The 23,481-nt window shown below is 72.3% G+C and carries 20 protein-coding genes and 1 pseudogene; 12 read left to right on the plus strand and 9 right to left on the minus strand.

Translation table 11 applies throughout. From position 1 onward, the window contains the following. The first annotated feature begins 375 nt into the window (after positions 1–375). The 6 genes from ACF1CT_RS25570 (at position 376) to ACF1CT_RS25595 (ending at position 6,724) form a co-directional block, all read left to right on the plus strand. Positions 376–2,001, plus strand: a complete 1,626-nt coding sequence (locus ACF1CT_RS25570) for a sensor histidine kinase (RefSeq protein ID WP_391786286.1) — start codon at positions 376–378, stop codon at positions 1,999–2,001. Then, positions 1,998–2,405, plus strand: a complete 408-nt coding sequence (locus ACF1CT_RS25575) for a roadblock/LC7 domain-containing protein (RefSeq protein ID WP_376237824.1) — start codon at positions 1,998–2,000, stop codon at positions 2,403–2,405. Before ACF1CT_RS25570 ends, ACF1CT_RS25575 begins: the two co-directional genes overlap by 4 nt. Continuing rightward, positions 2,402–2,773 (plus strand): DUF742 domain-containing protein, encoded by a 372-nt coding sequence (locus ACF1CT_RS25580; protein ID WP_391786287.1) that lies wholly within the window; start codon positions 2,402–2,404, stop codon positions 2,771–2,773. The genes ACF1CT_RS25575 and ACF1CT_RS25580 overlap by 4 nt, the downstream gene beginning before the upstream one ends. Next, positions 2,754–3,368 carry an ATP/GTP-binding protein gene (locus ACF1CT_RS25585; protein ID WP_391786288.1) on the plus strand — a complete coding sequence of 205 codons (615 nt, stop codon included), beginning with the start codon at positions 2,754–2,756 and terminating at the stop codon, positions 3,366–3,368. Before ACF1CT_RS25580 ends, ACF1CT_RS25585 begins: the two co-directional genes overlap by 20 nt. A 230-nt stretch (positions 3,369–3,598) precedes the next feature. Further along, positions 3,599–5,191, plus strand: a complete 1,593-nt coding sequence (locus tag ACF1CT_RS25590; RefSeq protein ID WP_391786289.1) for a cytochrome P450 — start codon at positions 3,599–3,601, stop codon at positions 5,189–5,191. A gap of 186 nt (positions 5,192–5,377) precedes the next feature. Next, a complete protein-coding gene (locus ACF1CT_RS25595; protein ID WP_391786290.1) occupies positions 5,378–6,724 on the plus strand; it encodes a 6-phospho-beta-glucosidase in 1,347 nt (448 codons plus the stop codon). A 66-nt stretch (positions 6,725–6,790) separates the two neighbouring features. Here the strand turns inward: ACF1CT_RS25595 and ACF1CT_RS25600 are convergent, their stop codons facing one another. The 5 genes from ACF1CT_RS25600 to ACF1CT_RS25620 are packed head-to-tail and all read right to left on the minus strand — an operon-like array spanning position 6,791 to position 15,231. Next, complete coding sequence (locus ACF1CT_RS25600) at positions 6,791–8,791, minus strand: hypothetical protein (protein WP_391786291.1); 2,001 nt, start codon at positions 8,789–8,791, stop codon at positions 6,791–6,793. After that, a complete protein-coding gene (locus ACF1CT_RS25605) occupies positions 8,788–9,975 on the minus strand; it encodes a VWA domain-containing protein (protein WP_391786292.1) in 1,188 nt (395 codons plus the stop codon). The genes ACF1CT_RS25600 and ACF1CT_RS25605 overlap by 4 nt, the downstream gene beginning before the upstream one ends. Beyond that, positions 9,972–12,371, minus strand: a complete 2,400-nt coding sequence (locus ACF1CT_RS25610) for a DUF5682 family protein (protein WP_391786293.1) — start codon at positions 12,369–12,371, stop codon at positions 9,972–9,974. The genes ACF1CT_RS25605 and ACF1CT_RS25610 overlap by 4 nt, the downstream gene beginning before the upstream one ends. Then, complete coding sequence (locus ACF1CT_RS25615) at positions 12,371–13,507, minus strand: AAA family ATPase (protein ID WP_391786294.1); 1,137 nt, start codon at positions 13,505–13,507, stop codon at positions 12,371–12,373. The genes ACF1CT_RS25610 and ACF1CT_RS25615 overlap by 1 nt, the downstream gene beginning before the upstream one ends. Next, on the minus strand, positions 13,504–15,231 hold the full coding sequence (locus ACF1CT_RS25620) for a DUF4132 domain-containing protein (RefSeq protein WP_391786295.1): 1,728 nt from the start codon (positions 15,229–15,231) through the stop codon (positions 13,504–13,506). Before ACF1CT_RS25620 ends, ACF1CT_RS25615 begins: the two co-directional genes overlap by 4 nt. Before the next feature lie 911 nt (positions 15,232–16,142). Between ACF1CT_RS25620 and ACF1CT_RS25625 the strand changes: the two genes are divergently transcribed. Then, a complete protein-coding gene (locus tag ACF1CT_RS25625) occupies positions 16,143–16,343 on the plus strand; it encodes a hypothetical protein (RefSeq protein WP_391786296.1) in 201 nt (66 codons plus the stop codon). Positions 16,344–16,481: 138 nt separating this feature from the next. Beyond that, positions 16,482–17,069: a hypothetical protein gene (locus ACF1CT_RS25630; protein ID WP_391786297.1), complete on the plus strand. Its 588-nt coding sequence runs from the start codon at positions 16,482–16,484 to the stop codon at positions 17,067–17,069. Here ACF1CT_RS25630 and ACF1CT_RS25635 read toward each other — a convergent pair. From ACF1CT_RS25635 to ACF1CT_RS25645, 3 genes and pseudogenes are all read right to left on the minus strand, one after another. Then, positions 17,009–17,227: pseudogene (locus tag ACF1CT_RS25635) on the minus strand (WGR domain-containing protein); the annotation flags it as partial. The gene ACF1CT_RS25630 and the pseudogene ACF1CT_RS25635 sit on opposite strands and share 61 nt — an antisense overlap. Before the next feature lie 101 nt (positions 17,228–17,328). Further along, positions 17,329–17,769: a hypothetical protein gene (locus ACF1CT_RS25640; RefSeq protein WP_391786298.1), complete on the minus strand. Its 441-nt coding sequence runs from the start codon at positions 17,767–17,769 to the stop codon at positions 17,329–17,331. Further along, entirely contained in the window at positions 17,763–18,221 is a 459-nt protein-coding gene (locus tag ACF1CT_RS25645) for an ATP-binding protein (RefSeq protein ID WP_391786299.1), read from the minus strand. The genes ACF1CT_RS25640 and ACF1CT_RS25645 overlap by 7 nt, the downstream gene beginning before the upstream one ends. 206 nt (positions 18,222–18,427) lie before the next feature. On the opposite strand from ACF1CT_RS25645, the gene ACF1CT_RS25650 reads away from it, so the two are divergent. The 4 genes from ACF1CT_RS25650 to ACF1CT_RS25665 all read left to right on the plus strand — a co-directional run bounded on the left by ACF1CT_RS25650 (position 18,428) and on the right by ACF1CT_RS25665 (position 21,052). After that, positions 18,428–19,288, plus strand: coding sequence for a helix-turn-helix domain-containing protein (locus tag ACF1CT_RS25650; protein ID WP_391786300.1), 861 nt, complete (start codon positions 18,428–18,430; stop codon positions 19,286–19,288). Beyond that, positions 19,288–19,524, plus strand: a complete 237-nt coding sequence (locus tag ACF1CT_RS25655) for a DUF397 domain-containing protein (protein WP_391786301.1) — start codon at positions 19,288–19,290, stop codon at positions 19,522–19,524. The genes ACF1CT_RS25650 and ACF1CT_RS25655 overlap by 1 nt, the downstream gene beginning before the upstream one ends. Before the next feature lie 198 nt (positions 19,525–19,722). Beyond that, the gene (locus tag ACF1CT_RS25660) at positions 19,723–20,532 is read left to right on the plus strand and encodes an SAM-dependent methyltransferase (RefSeq protein ID WP_391786302.1); all 810 of its coding nucleotides are present in this window, start codon (positions 19,723–19,725) and stop codon (positions 20,530–20,532) included. 61 nt (positions 20,533–20,593) lie between these two features. Further along, on the plus strand, positions 20,594–21,052 hold the full coding sequence (locus ACF1CT_RS25665) for a YchJ family protein (protein WP_391786303.1): 459 nt from the start codon (positions 20,594–20,596) through the stop codon (positions 21,050–21,052). A gap of 127 nt (positions 21,053–21,179) precedes the next feature. On the opposite strand, the gene ACF1CT_RS25670 is transcribed toward ACF1CT_RS25665, so the two are convergent. Further along, positions 21,180–23,255, minus strand: coding sequence for an MDR family MFS transporter (locus ACF1CT_RS25670; RefSeq protein ID WP_391786304.1), 2,076 nt, complete (start codon positions 23,253–23,255; stop codon positions 21,180–21,182). Positions 23,256–23,481 lie beyond the last annotated feature (226 nt).

The raw sequence follows: 23,481 nt of genomic DNA on the forward strand, positions 1-23,481 counted from the left end.
GACGCGATTGGCCTCGCCGGGGTGGGTGCGTCCGTTGTCGGCGGGCGAGATGCCCCGACCGCGCCCGTGGCTGCACGAATTGAGAAAACCCCGGACCCCGCCGCCGTTCCGTTGGGCGGAACACGAACCGCCGGAACGTGGGCGACTCCACCCCTTCGTCACTCCCCGCGCACGCGTGGAGGCGCTGCGTGCAAAAACTGGTGAGTTTATTACTGCGCGGGCGCTCGCGCAGGGGGTTGGGTGAATGTGCCGAAGCACTGATTCGATCTGACTAAGCTCACGCGCAGCACAGTCGAGTTGAGATGAATTCGAGTGCTTGTTCTCAAGTGTCCTGCAAGCGCGTATACCTCCCGAATCAACCGCCAGAGGTTCTAGATGGTTCGTGTTGAATCACCGCCGACCGAACGGGAAGCCCCCGTCGTTCGCGCCCTGTTGCTGCCCGTACTCCTGACCGGCGGCGCGACCGCCGCCGCGGCCGCGCTGATCTCCGGGCCCGCCCGGATACCAGTCGTCTGGTGCGGCGCGTTCGCCACCGTCGTGATCACCGCTCTCTCCGTTCAACTCGCCCGCCGGGCACGCGATCTGCGTGGCCAGCGCGCGGCCTACGAACGGCGCTTCGCCGAACTGGAACGCCGCATCGCCACCCATGACGACGAGACCGTGCGGATCAGCAAGGAGCTCCTGCCCGCGGCCATCCACCGGCTGCGCGTGGGCAATTCGCCCGAAGAGGTGCTCCGGGACGTCGTCGACGCGGACGAGCGCTACGGCGATCTGCCCGACGCCCAGCGCGCCCTCGTCTACAAGGTCCTGAACATCATCGACAACGAAGAGGCGATGCGCGACTCCGCGCAGCGCGCCTTCGTCAACGTCGCCCGCCGGGTCCAGGCGATCGTTCACCGCCAGGCCAGTGAACTGCGCGAGATGGAGGAGCACCACGGGCGCAACCCCGACGTCTTCGACGACCTGCTCCGCATCGACCACGGCACCGCGCTGATCGGCCGTCTCGCCGACTCCATCGCGGTACTCGGCGGTGCCCGGCCCAGCCGCCAATGGCCCAAGCCCGTACCACTGTTCAGCGTGCTGCGCGGCGCCATGTCCCGCATCCTGGAGTACCCGCGGGTCGATCTGCACTCGATCGCCAAGGTCGCCATCATCGGCACCGCCGTCGAGCCGCTCATCCACGCCTGTGCCGAACTCCTCGACAACGCCACCCGGTACTCACCGCCGCAGACCCGGGTCCACGTCACCGCCGTCGAGGTGCAGACCGGCATCGCCATCGAGATCGAGGACGGCGGCGTCTCGCTCAGCGAGGAGGCCCGCGGACGGGCCGAGAACATGCTCGCCAGGGCACAGGCGGGCTCCAACATGAACGACCTCGGCGAGTCCCCGCGCCTCGGCATGGCCGTCGTCGGGCGGATCGCCCGCATGTACGACCTCCAGGTCTCGCTGCGGCAGTCGGCGTACGGCGGCGTCCGGGCCGTGCTCATCGTGCCCCGCGCAATGATCACCACCGGACCGGCTCCCGGAATCGCCCACGGCATCGGTGCCACGTCGCGGCCCACCAGCGACATCGACCACGAGGCCATGAAGCACGTCGTACCGGCTCGGCGCAAGCCCCGCCCCGTGGCCCAGCGCCCCGCCACCGGACCGGTCGCACCCATCACCCGCCCGATCGTCCCCACGGCCGCCCTGGAGGACGACGTCCCCGTGGTGACCGAATGGACCGCCGGGGGCCTCCCGCAGCGCCGCAGCCGGGGCCGTGCGCCGCTCGGCTCGCACAACCTTCCCGCGCCGCCCGTCGAACCGGCGCCGGTACAGCGCAACGGTCATGTGAACGGCCAGGCCAACGGACACGGCCAGGGCAACGAGGGCGGCAAGGGCGGCCAGCAGCCCCCGGGCCTCTGGCTGGAGGCCTTCACCAACGCCGTCAACGGCGTGCCGCAGGAGCCGACGACCGACGAAGACTCTGACGACGCCTGGGACAAGGGAGACCTCAAGTGATCCAGCAGCGGGGAAACATGGACTGGATGCTCAAGGAACTGGCCGACGACGTACCGGACATCCACCAGATCGTGGTGCTCTCCGCCGACGGTCTGCGCATCGCCCGGCACGGCGGCGACCCCGACGTCGCCGACCGTCTCGCGGCGGCCTGCGCCGGACTGCAGAGCCTCGCCGCCGCCGTCGCCACCGAGATCCCCTACAGCGACGGCATCATGCGCCTGGTCGTCATCGAGGTCACCGGCGGCTTCTTCTACCTGATGGCCGCCGGAACCGGCGCGTACCTCGCGGTCCTGGCGGGTGAGACCGTCGACGCCGGCCTCGTCGGGGCACGGATGCGGGACATGGTCGTCAGGATCGGCGCCCATCTGACGAGTCCTCCGCGCCATGACGGGCAGGGCGGATGAACTCGCCCCGACGAGAACGGAGAACGGCGGATCCGGCACTGAGCGACCCGGAACGGCTGTACGTGCTCACCGGCGACCCCGACGCCGGCGAGCGGGCCGCGCTGGACCTCGTGACCATGGTGGTCGCGAAGGCCCAGCCGACCCCGATGGTCCAGCCGGAGCAGGCCGTGATCCTGAGGCTCTGCCAGGCGCCGTTATCCGTCGCCGAGATCTCGGCGTACCTGAGTCTGCCCTTCAGCGTCGTGACGTCGCTCCTCACGGAGCTCCTCGCGGCCGACCTCATCGAATCGCGCGCGCCCATCGTGCGCGCCACTCTCCCGGACAGGTCCCTCCTCGAAGCGGTGATGCATGGACTTCAGAAGCTCTGACACGATTACCGGCCCCCGGAGCGAGGACGTCCTGCCCACCACGGCCACCGCCGCGGTGAAGGTCGTGATCGTCGGCGGGTTCGGGGTCGGCAAGACCACCATGGTCGGGTCCGTCAGCGAGATCCGGCCGCTGACCACCGAGGAGACCATGACACAGGCCGGTGTCGGTGTGGACGACAACTACGGCGTGGAGAGCAAGACCGCCACCACTGTCGCCATGGACTTCGGCAGGATCTCCATCAGCGAGGAGCTGATTCTCTATCTGTTCGGCACCCCGGGCCAGGAAAGGTTCTGGTTCCTGTGGAACGGCCTGTTCGAAGGCGCCCTCGGCGCGGTGGTCCTCATCGACACCCGCCGCCTCGAAGTCAGTTTCGACGTCATCGGCCGGCTGGAGGAGCGCGGCGTACCGTTCGTCGTCGCCGTCAACACCTTCCCCGACGCCCCGAAACACCCCGTCGAGGCGCTGCGCAACGCCCTGGACCTCCCCGAGGAGGTCCCGATGATCGACTGCGACGCCCGACTGCGCGGCTCCAGCCGCGATGTGCTGATGACCCTGATGCGCTACCTGCACAGTCTGGCCCTCCCGCTCGCCTGACCGCAGCGCACAGCCCCGCGCGTCCCCCGGAGCCTGTCGAGTGACCTCCGAGCGGGCGGCCACGCCCCGGCGCGGACGCTTCCGGAGTTGCCGAAATGGCCCAGTGGCGGAGCCACTCGGCCATCCCGGCGCCTTGGAATCGCACGCGCCCCGCCCGGTCCGCCTTCCGGCCGAAGGCCACCCGGCAGGCACCCAGTCTGGTCCTTGGAATCCTGATCCCTGGAGCGATCGTGACAACCCCCTTCTCGTACGAGCCCGGAGCGGCCCGAGGGTTGGTTCCGCCCCCCGAGTGCCCGGCCCACGGCCTCGGCGTCGGCCCCGGCGGAATCCGCCGGATCCACGGCCCGGAGGCCGAGCGGGACCCCCACGGGCTGTACGACAAGCTGCGTGCCGAGCACGGCACCGTGGCGCCCGTCCTGCTGCACGGGGACGTCCCCGCCTGGCTGGTCCTCGGGCACAGCGAGAACCTGCACGTGACCCGTACGCCCTCGCAGTTCTCCCGCGACTCACGGCGATGGCGGGCCCTGCAGGACGGCAGCGTCGCGCCGGACCACCCACTGGCCCCGATCTTCACCTGGCAGCCGATCTGCGTGTTCGCCGACGGCGCCACCCACGAGCGCCAGCGCGGTGCGGTCACCGACAGCATGGGCCGCATCGACACCCGCGGGGTGCGTCGCCACATCAACCGCTACAGCAACCGGCTCGTCAACGACTTCTGCCAGGAGGGCCACGTCGACCTGGTCAGCCAGTTCGCCGAGCGGCTGCCGATGATGGTGATGTGCGCGATCCTCGGCATGCCCGAGGAGTACAACGACCGGATCGTCCAGGCCGCCCGTGACATGACCCGGGGCACGGCGACCGCCGTCGCGAGCAACGCCTACGTCCTGGACGCGCTGAGCCGGCTCGTCAAGCGACGGCGGCGCGAACCCGCGGACGACTTCGCCAGCTGGCTCGTCCAGCACCCCGCCGGGATGAACGACCAGGAGGTCAGCGAGCACCTGCGGCTGATCCTGATCGCCTCCTACGAGGCGACCGCCAACCTGATCGCCAACGTCCTGCGCATGGTCCTTACCGACCCCCGCTTCCGGGCCAGGCTCAGCGGCGGTCACATGACCGTGCCCGAGGCGGTCGAACAGACCCTCTGGGACGAACCGCCGTTCACCGCCGTCTTCGGACGCTGGGCGGTCGGCGACACCGAACTGGGCGGCAAGCAGATCCGCGAGGGCGACGCCCTGATCGTGGGCATCGCACCGGCCAACACCGACCCGGTGGTGCGCCCCGACCGCACGACCGACATGGTGGGCAACCGTGCCCACCTCGCGTTCAGCGGCGGTCCGCACGAATGCCCCGGGCAGGACATCGGACGCGCCATCGCCGACGTCGGTGTCGACGCGCTGCTGATGCGGCTGCCCGACCTCGAACTCGCCGTCGACGACGCCGAGCTGCAGTGGATCGGCAACCTCATGGGCCGGCACCTGGTGGAGCTCCCGGCGGACTTCGCGGCGCGTCCGCCGCAGGACGACAAGGAACCCCCGTCCATGGGACGGCCGAACCCGCAGCGCCAGGACTGGGAGGTGCAGTCGGCCGTGCGGAGCACCGGTCCGACACCTGCCCGCCACTCGGCTCCGGTTCCGGCGCCCGTCCCCTCTCCCGGTCCCGCCGCGGCCGATGGAGCGGAGGCGCCGTCCACGACGGCGGACGTCGACGACTCCGCGGCCCCGGCAGCCGAACCGACCACCACCGGCCGGATTCCGCACCAGCGGGACGAGTCCGCGCCGACGCGGCTGTGGCGGACCGTCTCCCGCTGGTGGGCCGGCGGCTGACCGTGCGCCGTCCGTCGGCGTGACGCCCCGTCCGGCGCCCGTCCGACGGAACGACGGCCGAAGCGTGCGACCGGCGCGGTGCCCACGGACCCCAGGTCCGCGTGCACCGCGCCGGTCGCCGCGGGAGGCGGAGGTTCCGGAGTCGTTCGGTCCCCGTCCCGTCCCGCCCCCGTACCATGCGGAAGCGTGAAGCTGACAATTCTGGGCGGCGGCGGATTCCGGGTTCCACTCGTCTACGGGGCGCTGCTCGCCGATCACGCCGAGGGCCGCGTCTCGGCGGTCACTCTCCACGACACCGACGCGGAACGGCTCACCGCGGTGGCCCGGGTCCTCGACGAGCAGGCCGCGCACGTACCCGACGCACCCACGGTCACCGCCACCACCGTGCTCGACGAGGCGCTCCGGGGCGCCGACTTCGTCTTCTCCGCGATCCGGGTCGGCGGACTGGAGGGCCGGGCGGCCGACGAACGCGTCGCGCTCGACGAAGGCGTGCTCGGCCAGGAGACGGTCGGTGCCGGTGGTATCGCGTACGGGCTGCGCACCGTGCCCGTCGCCGTCGACCTGGCGCGGCGCATCGCACGGCTCGCCCCGACCGCCTGGGTCATCAACTTCACCAACCCGGCAGGTCTGGTCACCGAGGCCATGGCCCGCCACCTGGGCGACCGCGTCATCGGCATCTGCGACTCCCCGGTGGGTCTCGGACGCCGCGTCGCCCGGGTGCTCGGCGCCGATCCCGACCGCTCCTGGATCGACTACGTCGGCCTCAACCACCTGGGCTGGGTCCGCGGACTGCGCGTCGACGGCCGCGACGAACTCCCGCGGCTGCTGGCGGACCCGGAACTCATCGGTTCCTTCGAGGAGGGCAGGCTCTTCGGCGCCGACTGGATCCGATCGCTGGGCGCCGTCCCCAACGAGTACCTGCATTACTACTACTACAACCGGGAGGCGGTACGCGCCTACCAGGACGCCGAGCAGACCCGGGGAGCCTTCCTCCGTGAACAGCAGCAGGGTTTCTACACCCGGATGAAGGACCCGGACACCCCGGCCCTGGCGGCCTGGGACAGCACCCGGGCCGAACGCGAGGCCACCTACATGTCGGAGAACCGGGATGTCGCCGGGGTCGGCGAGCGCGACGAGAGCGACCTGGACTCCGGCGGATACGAGAAGGTCGCTCTCGCCCTCATGCGGGCCGTCGCCCGCGACGAACGGACCTCGCTCATCCTCAACGTCCGCAACCGCACCACACTCGCCGTGCTCGACGCGGACGCCGTCATCGAGGTGCCCTGCCTGGTCGACGCGTCCGGAGCGCACCCCGTCGCGGTCGACCCGCTGCCCGACCACGCGGTCGGCCTCGTCACCGCGGTCAAGGCCGTCGAGCGCGCGGTGCTGGACGCCGCCGGGAGCGGCTCGCGCGCGGCCGCCGTGAAGGCGTTCGCCCTGCATCCGCTGGTCGACTCGGTGACGGTCGCCGAACGGCTCCTCGACGGATACCTGAAGGTCCACCCCGGTCTTCGCTACCTCGACCGGCCTTGACCCGCCCGTTCCCCGGCCGCCCGGGGAACGGGGAGCTCCTCAGGCCCGTGGCGGACCCTCCGCGAACTACGCTCCGGAAGAGCGGAGTTCGCCGGCGACCAGGAGATGGAGCTGTGCCTCCAGCCAGGCACCGGACGCGGCGTCGAGGTTGGTCCCGCCCGTCGGGGACGCGTCGTCCAGGGCCCGGAGGAAGGCGTCCAGCAGCGTCGCGGCGCGGGCCAGACCGGTGCGGGACAGCGCCGTCGCCGCGTCGGCGATACGGGAACGGGCGGGAACCGTCAGACGGCGCAACCCGCTGTGCGGCACCGCCGACAGCGCGGACAGCGCCTCGTCCAGTGCCGTCGCCAGCGGATCGGACGGGCGGTGCGCCACCGCCGCCAGGGCCGCGGACCCGTCACCCGCGGCGAGATCGGGCACGACCGTTCCCGTCGGGGTGAGCACCGCGATCGGATCGATCGTGATGCCGCCCGTGACCCGCCGCACCGCACCGCTGACATGTGTGGCGCCGCCCTCCAGCGCGGCCGCCAGGGCGTCGGGCGCACCGGGGCACTCCGGCCGGTAGGCGGACACCACCCGCGCGGACGTACCCGAGGCATCGCGCACGACGGCTTCGAGACGCTGCTCGGCCGGGTCGTAGCCGACCTCCTCCACCGCGGACAGCTCGACGACATGGACGGACTCGGCCTCGACCCGCGGCCGGATCAGCCGGGGCGGTCGCCCCTCCCAGCCCGCCGCCAGCGCGGACAGATCCCGCACCAGCAGGGGCTCCGGAAGATCCGTCCAGGCCGTGCCGACCGGCGTGATCGTGGAGGTGCCGAGTGCGCCGCGGCCGACGGTCAGCGCGCGGCTCGCCGTGCGCCGCACGCTCTCGCTGACCAGGCTCCCGGAGGCCAGCGACCGCAGCGGCGTCGAGAGCACCCGGCGGGTGGACAGCAGGTGGCCGGAGAGTTCCTTGCCCTCGGCGGCCTCCCACGCCCTGCGGAGAACCAGGACGGCTCCCGCACCCGGATGCGCGAAGTACACCTCGGCGACGAGGGACTGCGGCGAGCCGTGGACGCGGCAGCCGAGCGAGACCAGCCGGACCCGCCGCAACGGGGTGTCCCCGGCCTCGCGCGTGCCCAGCACACCCGGGAGCGCCGCGGCCCTGCGACGGGCGTGCAGCTCCGTCAACAGAGCGGCCACCGACTCCGGGCGGTAGCGCGCGCCGCGGTCGGCGTACGCGGTCAGCTGGTCCGTCAGCTCGGTCAGCACACCGGCCGGCCAGTGCAGCGACCGGGCCGTCAGACCGGCGGCGGCCCGCGCGAGGGCGCCACCGTGGACCGGCCCGACATGGGCCACCCCCTCCGCCAGCAGCTCGCCCGCCAGCTCGACGGCCGCGTCCAGCGCCGGTCCGGCCGAGGGCGGGACGGTGGAGCGGCCACCGACCTGGACGGGGACCGACCGCTCCTCGGGCCCCGCCGCGTCGGCGGCCCGGCACGCCCACACCGCAAGCGCCACCACCTCGCCGCGCAGCGCGGCTGACGCGTCCGTCAACGCGTGCGCGACCTCGCCCGGGACGGGGAAGCGCACGGTGCAGGCGGGCAGTTCCACACGGGGCTCGGGACGGTCCGCGGTCGGGCGGTGCACCACGGCGGCATAGCCGCGATCGAGGGTGCGGCGGGCCGAGGCGAGAGGACGGGCGCCGACGGCGGCGGCGAGCGCCTCGTCGTCGGTGGTGCCGGGGGACCAGTCGACGACGGGGGGAGCGGCTTCGGCCGTCCCGTACCCGGCCTCGCGCTGGTGGGCCAGTACCAGGGCGACGAGGTGGCGGCACACACCGGGTGCGGCGCAGCTGCAGGTGCCGTCGTCGAGACCGATGCCCGGTGGCAGGGCCGTGACGGTGCCGTCGTCGAACCGTGCCCGCAGCGTGGTGTCCGGGGCGATCGTGAGCACGGGGGCCGTGCCCGCGTCCAGTTCCTTGGTGGCCCGCTTGACCAGGCCGCGGTTGGCGAGTTCGGCGAGCGTGTCCGTGGTGAGGGCGAGCAGTTCGGGGCGTGCGGCGGCCGTGCCGCCCGGTGCGTCGGTCAACGGCCCAGCCTCTCGGCGACGAACTCGGCAAGGTGACCGGGCGTCATCGCGCCCACGTGCGCCCCGGCGTCGGCGAGCCGGCCGGCCAGTTGGCGGTCGTAGTACGGGTCGGCGTCCTCGTCGAGCGCGGCCAGCCCCAGGACCGTGCTGCCCTGCTCGACAAGGGCGCGTACCGTGCGCACCAGGCGGTAGGGGTCGCCGCCCTCGTAGAAGTCGGTGACCAGCGCGACGATCGTGCGCCGCGGATTCTCCACGAGTCCCGCGGCGTACTGCACGGCGCGAGCGATGTCGGTGCCGCCGCCGAGCTGGACCCGCATGAGCAGTTCCACCGGGTCGGTCACCTCGGCGGTCAGGTCCACCACCTGGGTGTCGAAGGCGACCAGATGTGTCTTGAGGCCGGGCAGACCCCACAGGCACGCCGCGGTCACCGCGGAGTGGATCACCGATCCGGCCATCGAGCCCGACTGGTCGACCAGCAGGATCAGTTGCCACTGCGTCATCCGGCGTTGGCTGCGGGAGCGGAAATGGGCGCGTTCGATGAGCAGGCGACGCTCGGCCGGCTGGTAGTGGGCGAGGTTGGCCCGGACGGTCCGCCGGAAGTCGAAGTCCCGTGCCAGCGGGATCCGGCTGGGCCGGTGGGAACGGTTGCCGTGCAGAGCCCGCCGGACCTCCGGCCGAAGCCGTGCCAGCAGCTGTGCCACCACCGACTCGACGATGCGCCGGGCGAGCCGCAGCACCTCGGGGTTCATCAGATGCTTGGTCCGCAGGACGGCCCGCAGCAGTGTCGGGCTCGGCTCGACCCGCTCCAGCACCGCGGGGTCGGTGACGATCTCCTGGATGGCGTACCGCTCGACGGCGTCCCGTTCGAGGCGCTCGACGGTCTCCTTCGGGAACAGCCGGTGGATGTCGTCGAGCCAGTCGATCGTGGTCAGTGCGGACGGCCCGTCGCCTCCGGTGCGCGGGGTGGTGCCGGACCGGCGCACACCGCGTCTGGCGAGATCCGGGTCGCGTCCGTAGAGCCAGTCGAGGGCCGCGTCGCGGCCGGCGGCGGCCGGGCTCGGTGGGCCGGTGTGCCGTTCGGCCGCCGAGCCGAGCAGCAGACGCCAGCGTTCCAGTCCCGTGTCGGGCATCGGGCCGGGCCCGGGCGTGTCCTGGGGACCGGGTGTGCGGTCGGGCCCGGTCATGAGGCGGCTCCCAGCTCGTAGCGGGCCAGCAATCGGGACACGGAATCCTCCAGGGCGTGCGCCCGGGCGATCAGCAGCGGATCCGCCGAGGTCCGCAGCAACGAACGCGACGAGCCGTGCACACCGCGCCGTTCCAGCAGGGCGGCGGCGATCCGCTCGCGCTCGCGCGGCGGGAAGAACGCGAACGCCTGACGCAGCGCCGGCAGGCCCGCCAGGAACTCGTCCTCGGGCAGCGCGCGGACCAGGCCGTCCAGCACGGCGACCAACGACTCGGCGTCCCCGGTCTCCCGCCCCTCCCCGGGGATCGCGGCGTCGGTCATCTCGTCGCGGGCGAGCGCGAAGAGTCCGGCCAGCCAGTCACCGAGCGCGTCCGCCCCGGCCCTCGCCACCGCACGTACCGTCCCGGGCGGGCCGTCCGGGAGATCCGGACCCTCCGCGAGGCCCGGGACCCTTGCCAGAGCCCGGTGCAGCCCGAACGCGGCCCCGCGCAGATCGATGGGTGCCTCCGGATCGCCGCTGATCCGACGCGCCGCCGAGACCACCGCTCCCGGCGGGACCGAGAGCAGATGCGGGGCGTGCAGCAGCGCGTCGCGCACCGCGACCACGGCCCGCAGACGGGGGAAGTCCACGCCCGAGGCGCCACGTGCCCCTTCGAGGAGCCACAGCAGCCGTTCCGTCGCCCGATCGATCACGGCGGCCGGCAGCGGACCGTCCGCCATCCCGAACACCCGGTCGTGCCGCCACAGTCCCAGGGCCGTGGAGAGAATCTCCCCGAGCGCGCCGACGTCCCGCAACTCACCCGCGCAGGAGACCAGCTCGCCGAGGAGCCGCTCCGAGAACGCGCCCATCCCGCACAGCACGGCGTCGAACAACGACCGGGCCAGATCGTCGGCCCCGGACGGCGTGTCCCGGGTCCGGTCGGCGAGTGCCTCCGCCGCGGCCTGGGCCAGCGTCGCCCCGTACGCTCCCGCCTCCACCAACGCGGCCTCACGCCCCGGAGCGGGCCGGGCCTCCCAGCGCTCCGTGAAGACCGGGTCGCTCCCGCGCTCGGGACCGGCGGTCCGCGTGTGACCGGGGACGCCGAGTACGCGCAGCCGGTGCAGCACCCGGCTGCGTTCGAGATCGACGGCGCTCGTGAGGTCGAGCCGGTACGAGGCCTGCGGACCGCCGTCCAGCGACAGCGCGGCCAGCCGCGACGCGACATCGTGGACCAGCGGGGGCGCCGGGGTGGCGGGGTGGAGCCGACCCGTGCGGTCGCCGCCGCACGCCGCCACCATCTCGACGACGACGGGGTGGGCGCCCGCCTCCAGCACGCCGCGGCTCGTCCACGGCAGCGGGTGGTCCAGGTCGTCCGTGATCAGGGCGCCCGCGAGCCCGTCGAGCACATCGATCCTGGCGGGGAACGGGTGGCCGCGCAGCGCCGTGAGCCCCTGGGCCAGGCTCCGCGCGGCGATCAGGCCGGACGTGGACACCGGGACCCTGCGTGCCCGAAGCCGCTCGACGACCGCACGCAGCAACCCGTCCGCCGCGGCCTCCGGGCCCGCTTCCCACACCCGCTGGTAGTAGCCGGGAGACGGCATGCCCGACTGGTACCCGGCGAAGGCGTCCAACTGCCGGAACGAGTACGGCACGAGAAAGCTCCCGGCCATGGCCTCCTCCGGTGGGACGGGCACTCGCGGCCACCCGTCCGCACCGTGTTCCCAGGCGTCGCGGCCGTCGTCCGGTCCGCCGTCGCCCGGCCCGTCCCCGGGGACGTCCGGTGCGGCGAGCGCCCGGAGCGCCGGCTGGTGGAAGCCTCCGGTCACCACCAGCACCGGCCGGTTCCCGGCCGCGGCGACCGCCGCCCGCACCCACGCCGCCATGTACGACTCCCGCGCCCGGTCGCCCCCATCGGCCCGCGCGTCACCGCGCACGAGCGCGAAGTAGGCGTCGAGTCGCTCCGCGAGACCGTCGTCCGGCTCGACCTCGAACAGGCGGTCCCACAGCGCGTCCGGCGAGTCCACCGCGAAGTGGCGGCACAGCCGGTCCGTGGCTTCCGCGTAGCGGATTTCGGTGTCGGCATAACGGTTGGTGCGCTCGGCGAACGCCGGGTGCCAGGCCGGAAGGTCGATGAAGCGGACCTCCGCCCCGGACGCCCGTCCGGCCCGCAGTGCGACCCACTCCGGCGAGTAGTCGCACAGGGGGGCCCACGACGTCGCCGCCCGGTCCCCGTCGCGGTAGTGGCTGAACACCGCGACCGGCAACGCGTGCCCGAGCAGCAGCTCGCCCAGCCGTCCGTTCATGTCGGCGGGACCTTCGACGAGCACCTGGGCGGGGCGCAGTTCCCCGATGGTCCGCTCGACGAGCCGTGCGCAGGCGGGGGAATGGTGCCGTACCCCCAGGAACACCGCGGACATCAGTCGGCCAGCAGATGGCGTGCGTCGTACAGGGCCTTCCACACCGGGCCGCGACGGCGCGGCACCTGCTGCTCCAGGTAGCGCCGCAGCCGGGCCAGATCCTCCGGGCTGTCCTTGGCCGCCGTCCCCGCCAGACACGCCACCACGTCGGCGGCGGTGCCCGGTTCGCCGCGGAGGAACCAGCCCCGCACCCCCACGGCATGGGCGACGGAGACGGCCTCCGCCGTACTCATCACCGCGGCGGGGCGGCCCGTACCCGCACCGGACCCGCCCGTGTCCCCACCGCCCGCGCGCAGCTCGCGGAACGTTCCGACCAGGACCTCCAGCACGTCCCGGTCGGGCGGCGGCTCCACCCCCGAACGCCGCAGCAGGGTCGTCACCTCCGCCTCGACGAGGGCCAGTTCGGTGTCCAGGTCGGGGATCGGGAACACCGTCTCGAAGTTGAAGCGCCGTTTGAGCGCCGCACTCATCTCGTTGACGCCCCGGTCCCGGGTGTTGGCCGTCGCGATGACGTTGAACCCCTGCCGGGCGAAGACCATGCCGTCCGGCCCGACCAGCTCCGGAATGGCCACCACCCGTTCGGAGAGCAGGGACAGCAGCGAGTCCTGCACCTCCAGCGGACAGCGGGTGATCTCCTCGAACCGCACGAGGCGGCCCTCGGCCATGCCGCGCAGCATCGGAGCCGGCACCAGCGACCGGGTGGAGGGGCCCTCGGCGACCAGCAGCGCGTAGTTCCAGCCGTACTTGATCTGGTCCTCGGTGGTGGCCGCTCCGCCCTGCACCGTCAGGGTGGAGTCCCCGCTGACCGCCGCGGCGATCAGTTCGGAGAGCAGCGACTTGGCGGTGCCGGGCTCCCCGACCAGCATCAGTCCGCGGCTCGTCGCCAGCGTGACCAGGGCCCGGTCCACGAGCGAGGGGTTGCCGACGAACTTCCGGCGGATGCCCGTGTCCGCGTCACCGATGACGAAGCGGCGTGCCGCGCGCAGGCTCAATTCCCAGCCGGGCGGCCGGGGGGCACGGTCCTGTGCACGCAGTGCGGCCAGCTCGTCGGCGTACCGCACCTCGGCCGGGGGCCGCTGCACGCGTTCGGGAGCGTCGTCCGGCGCCCCGGCGAGCTGTTCGTCCCGAACGGTCATGACGCGGCACCCTCGGTGAGTTCGGTGAGGTCGACGAGGACTTCCGACACGGTCACGGGGTCGATCCCGGTGAAGCGGAGCGGGTATTCGCGCCGGGCCCAGTGGTCGTCGGGGCGGTTGTCGAGCCAGATCGTCTCCAGGACCTGGTCGGGGAACACATCGACCGCCCCGGCCGCGATGCCGTCGCTCAGCCCGATCACCAGATAGCAGTCGTCGGCCAGCTTCTTGGAGATCCAGCGCTCCACCCCGGCATCCTGCGGTGCTCCGCGCTCCCAGCCGCGCCGTTCCAGTCCGAGGACCTTTCCGGTCGGGATCTTCAGGCCCTCGAACCGGGTGAGCCGGTTTCCTTCGGACTCCTCGGCGGACAGCCCCAGCACCGTCCGGCCGAGCTGGGGGAACGGCTGGAGGATCTCGTAGTCGGCGAACACCTCGGCCCAGTCGGCAAGTCCGTCACCGAGCCGCAGCGGGTGCGCGAGCCGCACCACCGCGTCGTCGGCCGGCTCGAAGACGTCGTCCTCGACGTCGGCGAACGTGCGGTCCTCCGCGACCCGGAAGGCGGTGGGCGCGCCGTGCTCCGTCTCGCTCAGCCACACCAGCCTGCGCACCAGGTGCCGGAGCAGCGGATGGGCGACGAACAGCTCCCGGAACTCCCGCGACGTCCAGGAACGGCCGGACACCATGGCGGACTCCAGGCGGCGCACCTGATCCGACGCGATCGTCCGGACGTCCTTCTTCAGGGCCATGAACCGCTTGCGTTCCGCCGGGGCCAGCTCCGCGTCGTCCCGGGCGCCCGGCTTGGGCAGATCCTTGCGGCGCTTGCCGTCCTCGTCCAGCACGTACGGCCGCAGCTGTTCGTCGAACCCGACCGTGAAGGTGCGCGTGCCGTAGTCGATGACGGTCGAGCCGTTCTCGTCCAGGCCCAGGTCCGGCACCAGGCGGTCGGAGAGCTGTTCCCCCGTCAGACCCAGCCCGGCGGCGACCTCGGAGATCTTCTCCGTGGCCCGGGCCTTCAGCCCCTTGAACTTCACTCGCTGCGCGACCGCGTGCAGATGCAGGAGCGCGACATCGCTGCCGATGGCCGCCAGCACATCGAGGCCCTCGACGGCCCGGTGATGGGCGCCCTCGCCGGGCCAGGTCCGGATGACGGGCGTCAGCCTGCGCACCGTCTCGTCGTCGCCCAGCAGTCCCAGAGCGTGCAGCACCCACGACTCGTTCGCGGGCAGATTGACAAGCTGCCACTGCTCGAACAGGGCCCAGGCGAACTCGGCGAGCGCCGTCGGTTCGGCCGTATCGACGAGTGAGGCGACGCCCGGATACACGTCGCCGGACTTCGACAGCGCCAGCATCATCACGGCGTGGCGCACCGACTGCTCCGGGAGCGCACCGCCGGAGCGGACCGGGATCTGTGGCAGCAGCGCGGGTTCGGCCCAGGCGGGCACCACCGGCATCCTGGCGGGCAGTGCCCGTTCCAGTGGATCCGTGGCCAGCAGTACCTCCACCGAGGCCAGGGCCTCGGCGCCATGGGCGCGAGCGCCCTCGCGCACCGCCTCGTCGCCGTGCAACGAGGCGATCAGGGCCAGTGCCCGCTCGGCGGCGCGCTGTGCCGCACCGGCCCTGCCCACGGCGTCGGGCACCAGCAGCGGGGCGGCGGCGACACCGTTGCGGACGAACCAGGAACGGGCCGTCGCCGCGGTGGACTTGAGGCGGACCGCCCAGTCCGCCATGTGCCGGGCGACCTGCACGTCGACGAACGGGAGGAGTACCGGTGCGAGCGAGGCGGGCTGGTGGGGGGGCGGTCCGCAGCAGCAACGGCAGCGCGGCGAGACCGAAGCGCGCGGCGATCGGCCTGAAGGTGTCCCCGGCGTCCCACAGATCGGCCGGGGCCCAGGTGGCGAGATGAGGGGCGACGAACTCCTCCGGGCCGTGGACGTAGAGCCATGCCGAGGACAGGTGCTCCCCGCGCAGCTCGTGCATCAGCTCGGCGTTGTCCTCGTTCCATCCCTTCCACGGGCCGCGGTGCCGCTTCGTCGTGTACCAGGACGTGGTGGCCGCCCAGGCCTCCTGCTCGTGGGGCAGCCATGCGACCGCGGGGGAGGACTCCGCGACCGGGCCGTTCACCGCCCGTGCCTTGACCCTGGTGCGGGGACGGGACCAGGGGGGTGTGGTGAGCACGGCCGGGAGGGCTTCCGCGGGGGCGTCGGGAATCAGGTCCACCGGGTCGAGCATCGGTTCCACGACCTCCGCGATCCCGGGGGCGAGGTCCGCGAGGGCGAGGGACACCAGCGCGCGGTGCGCGCCCAGATGGCCCCGGAGCAGTTGCGCGGCCCGACTCGCCGCGGCCGCCCCCGGGCCGTGGAGGGACGCGGCTGCCAGCAGACGCGTGGCCCGCACCGGGTAGCGGCGCATGGCCTCCAGGAGCGAGGGACGGACATGCTTCGACTCCGCGTGCGCGAGCAGGGCGAGCAGTGCCTCGTCGGTGGGGATCTCGACAAGGTCGTCGGCGGTCGCCTTCACGGCGTCGGCGTAGTGGTGGCCCGCGTCGAGGTCATCCGTCAGCAGCGGGCCGAGGGCCGTTCCGATGCCCTCGGCGATCGTGCCGACGAGGGCCGCGTTGTAACGAAGGGACGGCCGGTGCGTGAACAGTGCCACCTGGTCCGCGGAGTACAGCGAGCTGAACACCATGGCCAGCAGGGCGTCGTCGTGCTCGTCGAGCACCACGGGATCGGCGCAGAGCTCGTCGACCCACGCCCTCTCGCTCGGTGCCAGGAAGGAGACGATGATCCTGCGCACCGCGTCCGTGCGGCAGGAGGCCAGCGCCTCGACCGTCGCGCGGTAGGTCTCCTCGTCGGCCGCGGCGAGCAGCGTGCGGACCCGGTCCACGACCGGCCGACGGTCGCGGGACCGGTAGGCGTTATGCGGGCGGGTGAGCGTCTGCAGGCGCGGTGCGGTCCGCCTGCCGCCGCCGTGCTGGGAGGTGACGTCGACCATCAGCAGCTCGACCGCGGCGCGTGCGGCGAAGGGCAGACCGTACCGTTCGCACCAGGCGTTCGCCCAGGCGGAGTCCGGCAGGGGCAGTGAGACGATCGCGGTCAGTACGGCCGCGCCGACCGGATCCGGCTCCCCGGCGAGCTGTGCCCGCAACCGGTCGGCCAGCCCGGCGTCCGAGCCGGGCGCGTCGAGGAGTTCCCGGATCCAGGACGCCGTCTCCGCGATCGCGGCGTCGATCTTGGCGACCGTGTCCGCCGGTGTCCTGCCCGGCACACGGCGGTATCCGCCCCGCCGCGGGTGGAGCACCTGCTTCCAGTTGGCGGGGAGCGTGAAGGTGTCCTCGTCGGGGAGGACCGGGGGCTCCTCGGCGGCAGGCGTGTCCGGGGCATCCTGGACACCTCCGGCCGCCGGGGCGGCTTCGGGCGACGACACGGCGGGCGCGGCCGGGGCCGCCACCTCGACGTACCCCTTCCTCTCCTTCTCCGCGATCGTCCTCAGGACCTGCGCCGCCGCGGCGTCGGCCGACGCGTACTCCTTCGTCCGCGTGCTCCCGTCGCTTCCGCAGCGTCCATAGCGCACCGTCACCACGGAGCCCTCGGTCCCGGTCTCCCAGAACTTCGACGCAGTGCCCTCGACGTACTCCCAGCGGCGCACGGCCCCGCCCCCTTCACATCCGGACAACCCGCGGTTCGGCAGGTTTTCGATCAGTGGTGCCACAGTAGAACGGGCCACTGACAACGGAGCGTCACCCGGGTGCTCGCGCGAGGAAACCGCAGGTCAATCCTGATGCGGGATGCTCCCCGTGCCGGGCGGCGGACGAGGGAACGGCACCGTCAGGGGGCGGACACCGCCCGCGTGCCACCGGACGGCGCCCACGACGGCGTCACTCCGGTGACCTGGCAGACCATCAGGAAGAGGGGGATGGGCGGGGTGTACGGCGTGCGGTTGTCGGGGTGGTGGATCAGCTTCGGCCGTCCCGCCGGAATCCGTGCCCCCCTCGCGTAGTCGGCCTGCGCGGGCCAGTCCAGGTCCAGATCGGAACCCGCGGGGACGATCCACCACCATCGGTCGTCGTCGGCGAAGACACAGCCGGTGCGCGGCAGATGGGACATCAGCCGGAAGCCGTACCGGGCGGGCACGCCCACCGCGTCGCACCCCAGGGTCGCCGACAGGGCGGGAGGCAGCGGCAACTGCATCGTCGCCGTCCCGGCCCGGCGGCCGGACTCCCGGGAGCGGCGCGCGGTGAGCAGGTGGGACACGGCGTTCCTCAGCATGGCAGCTCCGCGCCGTGCGGCAACTCGGCCCAGACGATGCGGCCCGAGCCGAACCCGGCGTAGCGGGAGCCCCAGGAACTGCTCATGGCGTCGACCAGCAGCAGCCCCCGGCCGTGTTCGTCGTCGGCGGTACGGCACAGCCGCGGTCCGCCGGGCTGGTGGCCCTGGTCCTGCACGGCTATGCGCAGCCGTCTGTCGAGACATCGCAGCTCGCACAGGACACGGGCGCTCCTGGTGTGCACCACCGCGTTGGTGACCAGCTCGGAGACGATCAGGACCGCGGCCTCGTGCGTGTCCTCGTCCAACCGCCACTCGCCGAGCCGGGACCGTGTCAGCCGCCGTGCACCGGCCACGGACTCGGGGTGCGCCGGCAGCGCGAAGCAGTACCGGAGCGCTTCCGTCCCGGGGCTGAGGTCCATGAGCCGGGGGATGAGCGCACTGCCAGGTGCCACAACCATTCCTCACAGTGGGGGCTGCGTCACACTCCGCGATCTCACGCGAATGAGCACGGTCGTGACTACGTGAACTGGTTCACTCACCAACTCTCCCCCTGTCTTGAACACTTGGCAAGAGGCACTCTGAAAATTTCAGAGTGGCTGTGTTCTGGGTGGCCCGCACGTGGCACACTGCTGCCAAACAGTGCATGGGGAGGTCTGAAGTGAGCGAACCGCGGTCCGCCCCGACCGTGGGTCAGGTCGTTCTCGGCAAGCGCCTGCAGGATCTGCGGGAGCGTGTCGGCCTGAGCCGTGACCAGGCTGCCAAGGTGCTGCGGGTCGCACCCGCGACGGTACGCAGGATGGAGACTGCCGAAGTCGCACTGAAAATCCCCTATGTCCAGATGCTGCTGAAGGCGTACGGCGTTCCGGACGCCGAGGTGGACGCCTTCGTGGAACTGGCCGAGGAGGCCAACAAGCCGGGCTGGTGGCAGCGCTACCACGATGTGCTGCCCGACTGGTTCAGCATGTACGTCAGCCTGGAGGGGGCCGCGAGCCTCCTGCGCATGTACGAGCCGCACTTCGTCCCCGGCCTGCTCCAGACCGAGGACTACGCCCGCTCGGTGATGCGCACCGGGGCCGTCGGCCAGACCAGGCCCGAGGACATCGAACGTCATGTCGCGCTGCGGATGCGGCGCCAGTCCCTGCTCCACGGGCCGAACGCCCCGAAGGTGTGGGTGGTGATGGACGAGACGGTTCTGCGCCGGCCCGTCGGCAGCGTCGAAGCCATGCGCGGGCAGATCGACCGGCTGCTCGAAGCCACCGAGATGCCGCACGTGACGCTGCAGATCGCGGAGTTCTCGACCGGCCACCACCCGGGTACCTACGGCCCCTTCGTCCTCTTCCGATTCGGAGTCCCCGAACTCCCCGACATGGTCTACAGCGAGTACCTGACCGGCGCCGTCTACTTCGACGCGCGCCCCGAGGTGGCCTCCTACCTCGAAGTCATGGACCGCATGGCGGCGCAGGCCGCGACTGCACAACGCACGAAGGAACTCCTCCGGGACTTCCGCAAGGAGCTGTGATGGATCCCATATACAACGGCATGCCTGCCGCCGATCTCGGCACCGAGGGCTGGCACAAGCCGTGGAGCGGTGGGAACGGGGGCAACTGCGTCGAGGCGATGAAGCTGTCCGACGGCAGGATCGCCGTGCGCCAGTCCGCCGATCCCGACGGCCCCGCCCTGATCTACTCCCCGCGCGAGATCGCCGCCTTCATCCAGGGCGCCAAATCGGGACAGGCGGACTTCCTGCTCACCTGACCCGTCGGCCGACGCGCGAACCGGCAGTCCTTCGCCGCGTCGGCCGCCGTCCGGTCCGAGGCGCCTGTTCCATCCGCCTCCCGGACCGGCGGCCTTCCCTCCCGGACCGACAGCGCCTTTGCCCGACCCCGCAGCACCGGAGACCGATTCGGCCCCCACTTCTGTTGTTCGTCGACCTATGGACCCATGGAGCGCGCTATGACCGGGCACGACCCCCGAGCCGTCGAGATCGACACCAGCAGGCCCCACCCCGCACGTATGTATGACTGGTTTCTCGGTGGTAAGGACAACTACCCGGTCGACGAGCAGATGGCCCGGCAACTCCTGGCCGTGGACGCCCGGGGGCGCGACATGGCCCGCGTCAACCGGGCCTTCATGCACCGGGCCACCCGGTGGCTGACCGAACACGGCATCCGCCAGTTCCTCGACATCGGCACCGGCATACCCACCGAGCCTAACCTCCACCAGATCGCCCAGCGGACCGCCCCGGACGCACGCGTCGTCTACTGCGACAACGATCCGATCGTCCTCGCGCACGCCGCGGCCCTGCTGCGTTCCACGCCCGAAGGAGCCACCGAGTACATCCAGGCCGACGCACGCAAGCCGGACATCATCCTTGAGGAGGCGAGCCGGGTCCTCGACTTCCGTCGGCCGATCGCACTCTCGCTGCTGGCCCTGCTGCACTTCCTGGACGACGAGGACGGCGCGGCCGACCTCGTGGACCGACTTGTCGAACGCCTTCCCTCCGGCAGCTTTCTGGTGCTCTCGCACACCACCGGGGACTTCGACCCCGAGGGGGCGGCGAAGGCGTCCGCGCTGTACAGGGCCCGCGGGATGACGCTGCGGTTGCGTTCGCACGCAGAATTCAGCACCTTCTTCCACGGGCTCGAACTCGTCGAGCCGGGCGTCTCGCTCTCCGCCGAGTGGCGCCCGGAGCTCGGCGAGGCCGTCGACGTCCCCGGCGGCCCGCCGATCCCGGGCTACGCGGGGGTGGCACGCAAGCCCTGACCGCCCGGGTGCCCCGGCCCCGGTCCACCGGGCCGTCCGGCCCGCAGGCGACAATGGGGCCATGTCACGACGCACCACACGACCGAGGCGGTCCGCCACCTCAGCGGGACGGCCCCCGGCGATCACCGCCGAGTCCCCGTGCCCGTGCGGCCTGCCCGGAACCTACGCCGACTGCTGCGGCCGTCTGCACGCCGGAGCCGCCGCACCCACCTGCGAGGCGCTGATGCGTTCCCGCTACGCCGCGTTCGCCGTCCGGGACGAGGCGTATCTGCTCCGCACCTGGCACCCCGACAGCCGTCCGCCCGCCGTCGACTTCGACCCAGGGACGCGGTGGGTGCGCCTGGAGGTCCTGGAGACAGCCGACGGCAGCGCGTTCCACACCACGGGGACGGTCACCTTCCGGGCGCACTTCACCGTCGGCGGGCGGCGGGACTCGCTCCACGAGAAGAGCCGTTTCGTGCGATCCGGCGGGGCCTGGGTGTACGAGGCCGCGGAGTTCGAGGCCGGGGCGAACGGCTGACGAGGCCGTGACACCGGACCGGGGGGCCCGCCTCCCCGTGCGCGGAGGAACGCCGGCCGCGTCCGAAGCCCGCCCCGATTCGGCCGGGAACTCCTCGTCGAAGCGTCGGGGAAGCCGCGGTCCGGGCTCAGGCGGACGCCCCCACCGGCGTCCTCGCCGGGGAGAGTTCCTGGGCGAGGTCCTCGGCCAGCAGCCGTTTCGCGATCGTGTCCACCGCCGCCCGCAGCCGCCGGTCGTCCGGGCGGCCACCGTGCTCGTCCAGGCGTTCGTTGAGCCATCGGCCCCACGCGGCGTCGATCACCGCGGCCTCCCGGCTCCCGGCGGCCGTGTGCGTGAAGAGACGGCCGTCACCGGTGAGGAATCCCTCCTCGATCATCCGGTCGAACACCGGCACCAGCACCTCGGGCGGCACCCGGTGCCGGGCCGCGATCAGCCCCAGGCCCGCGTGACCGACCATCCGGGTGAACAGTTCGACCTGCATCACCGCCCAGGCCCCCGCCATGTCCAGCCGGGTGTCGGACTCCGCCACGATCCGCCGGGCGGTGTCCGGCCCCGCACCGCGAAGGATCTTGGCCACGGAGAACTCCAGCAGCTTCGCGGAGTCGCCGGCGGACGGCTGCGCGAAGCCCTCGCCCATGTCCGTGGAACCGACCCGCGCTGTGTCCCGCAGGGGCACCTGCTTCAGGAAGAACGCCACGACGAAGCCCAGGACCGCGACCGGTACCGTCCACAGGAACACGGTCTGCAGTGTGTCGGCGTACGCGCGGACCAGTGGCGCGGCCTGCGCCGCGGGCAGACCGTGCAGACCGGCGGGGCTCTGTGCCGCCTTCGGCAGCACCGCGGGATCGCCGCCCGCCCGGGCCGCCGCCGCGACCCCCTCGGCCAGATTGGGGGCGAGCGCGTTGGCGTAGATGGTGCCGAAGACCGCGGTCCCGAAGGCACTGCCGAGGGTGCGGAAGAACGTCACGCCCGAGGTCGCGGTTCCCAGGTCCGCGTAGTCGACGGTGTTCTGCACCGCGATGGTCAGTACCTGCATGGACAGCCCGATGCCGGCACCCAGTACGAGCATGTACAGCGACTCCGCCCATACCCCGGTGTCCGGGCCCATCCGGGAGAGGAGGTACAGGCCGATCGCCATCACCAGCGAGCCCACGATGGGGAAGATCCGGTACCGGCCGGTGCGGGAGACCACGCTGCCGCTGAAGACCGAGGAGACGAGCAGGCCGAAGACCATCGGCAGCGTGCGCACCCCCGAAAGCGTCGCCGAGTCCCCGTCCACGTACTGGAGGTATGTGGGCAGGAAGGTCATCGCGCCGAGCATCGCGAAGCCCACGATGAAACTCAGCACCGAGCAGACGGTGAACACCGGATTCCCGAACAGCCGCATCGGCAGCATCGGCTCCCGGGCCCTGAATTCCACGAGGCAGAAGCCGGCCAGGGCGACGACACCGGCCGCGAAGAGACCGAGGACGACCGGCGACCCCCACGCGTACGCGTTGCCGCCCCAGCTCGTCGCCAGGATCAGCGCGCTCGCGCCGACCGTGACCATGGCGATGCCCGCGTAGTCGATCACCGGCCGTCCGGCCGCCCGCACCGACGGGATGGTCCGGGCTGCCGCCACGACCACCACGATCGCGATCGGGACATTGACGTAGAAGGCCCAGCGCCAGCTCAGATGGTCGGTGAACAGGCCGCCGAGCAACGGCCCGATCACCGTCGACACCCCGAAGACCGCGCCCAGCGCGCCCTGGTACTTTCCTCGCTCGCGCAACGGGATCACGTCGGCGATCAGCGCCATCGACGTGACCATCAGCCCACCCGCGCCGATGCCCTGGACCCCGCGCCAGACGATCAGCAGCGTCATGTCGGTCGCGAGTCCGCACAGGAACGAACCGGTGATGAAGATGACCGCCGAGAGCTGGAAGATGATCTTGCGGCCGAACAGGTCGCCGAACTTGCCGACCAGGACCGTCGCCACCGTCTCGGCGAGCAGGTACGCGGTGACCACCCAGGACATGTGGGCGGCGCCACCGAGGTCCGAGACGATCGTCGGCAGTGCGGTACCGACGATCGTCTGGTCGAGAGCGGCCAGCAGGATGCCCAGCACGATCGTGACGAAGACGATGTTCCGGCGGCGCGGGTCGAGCACGGGCGGCGCCGGGGCGTTCTGCGCGGTGGGGGCGGTCTCGCTGGCGGTGGTCACGCCTGCACCCTCACACCGGCTTCCGGCTCGCGCATGTGGGGGACGGCCGGACGGGGTGGGCACGCGCTGGTCCGGCTCGTGCCGGTCGGCGGGGGGCTGCCCACCCGCTGCCCCGGCCGCCGACGCGGTTCACCCCGGCGGCCGTCTGACCGCGGCGGCCGGGGCGGGTCTTCGAACCCGCCCCCGCGGGCCCCGGGACGCACTTCGGCGGCGGCGCCCGTGCGGG

It is taken from the genome of Streptomyces sp. NPDC014734 (assembly GCF_043083325.1).
GTDB lineage: Bacteria > Actinomycetota > Actinomycetes > Streptomycetales > Streptomycetaceae > Streptomyces.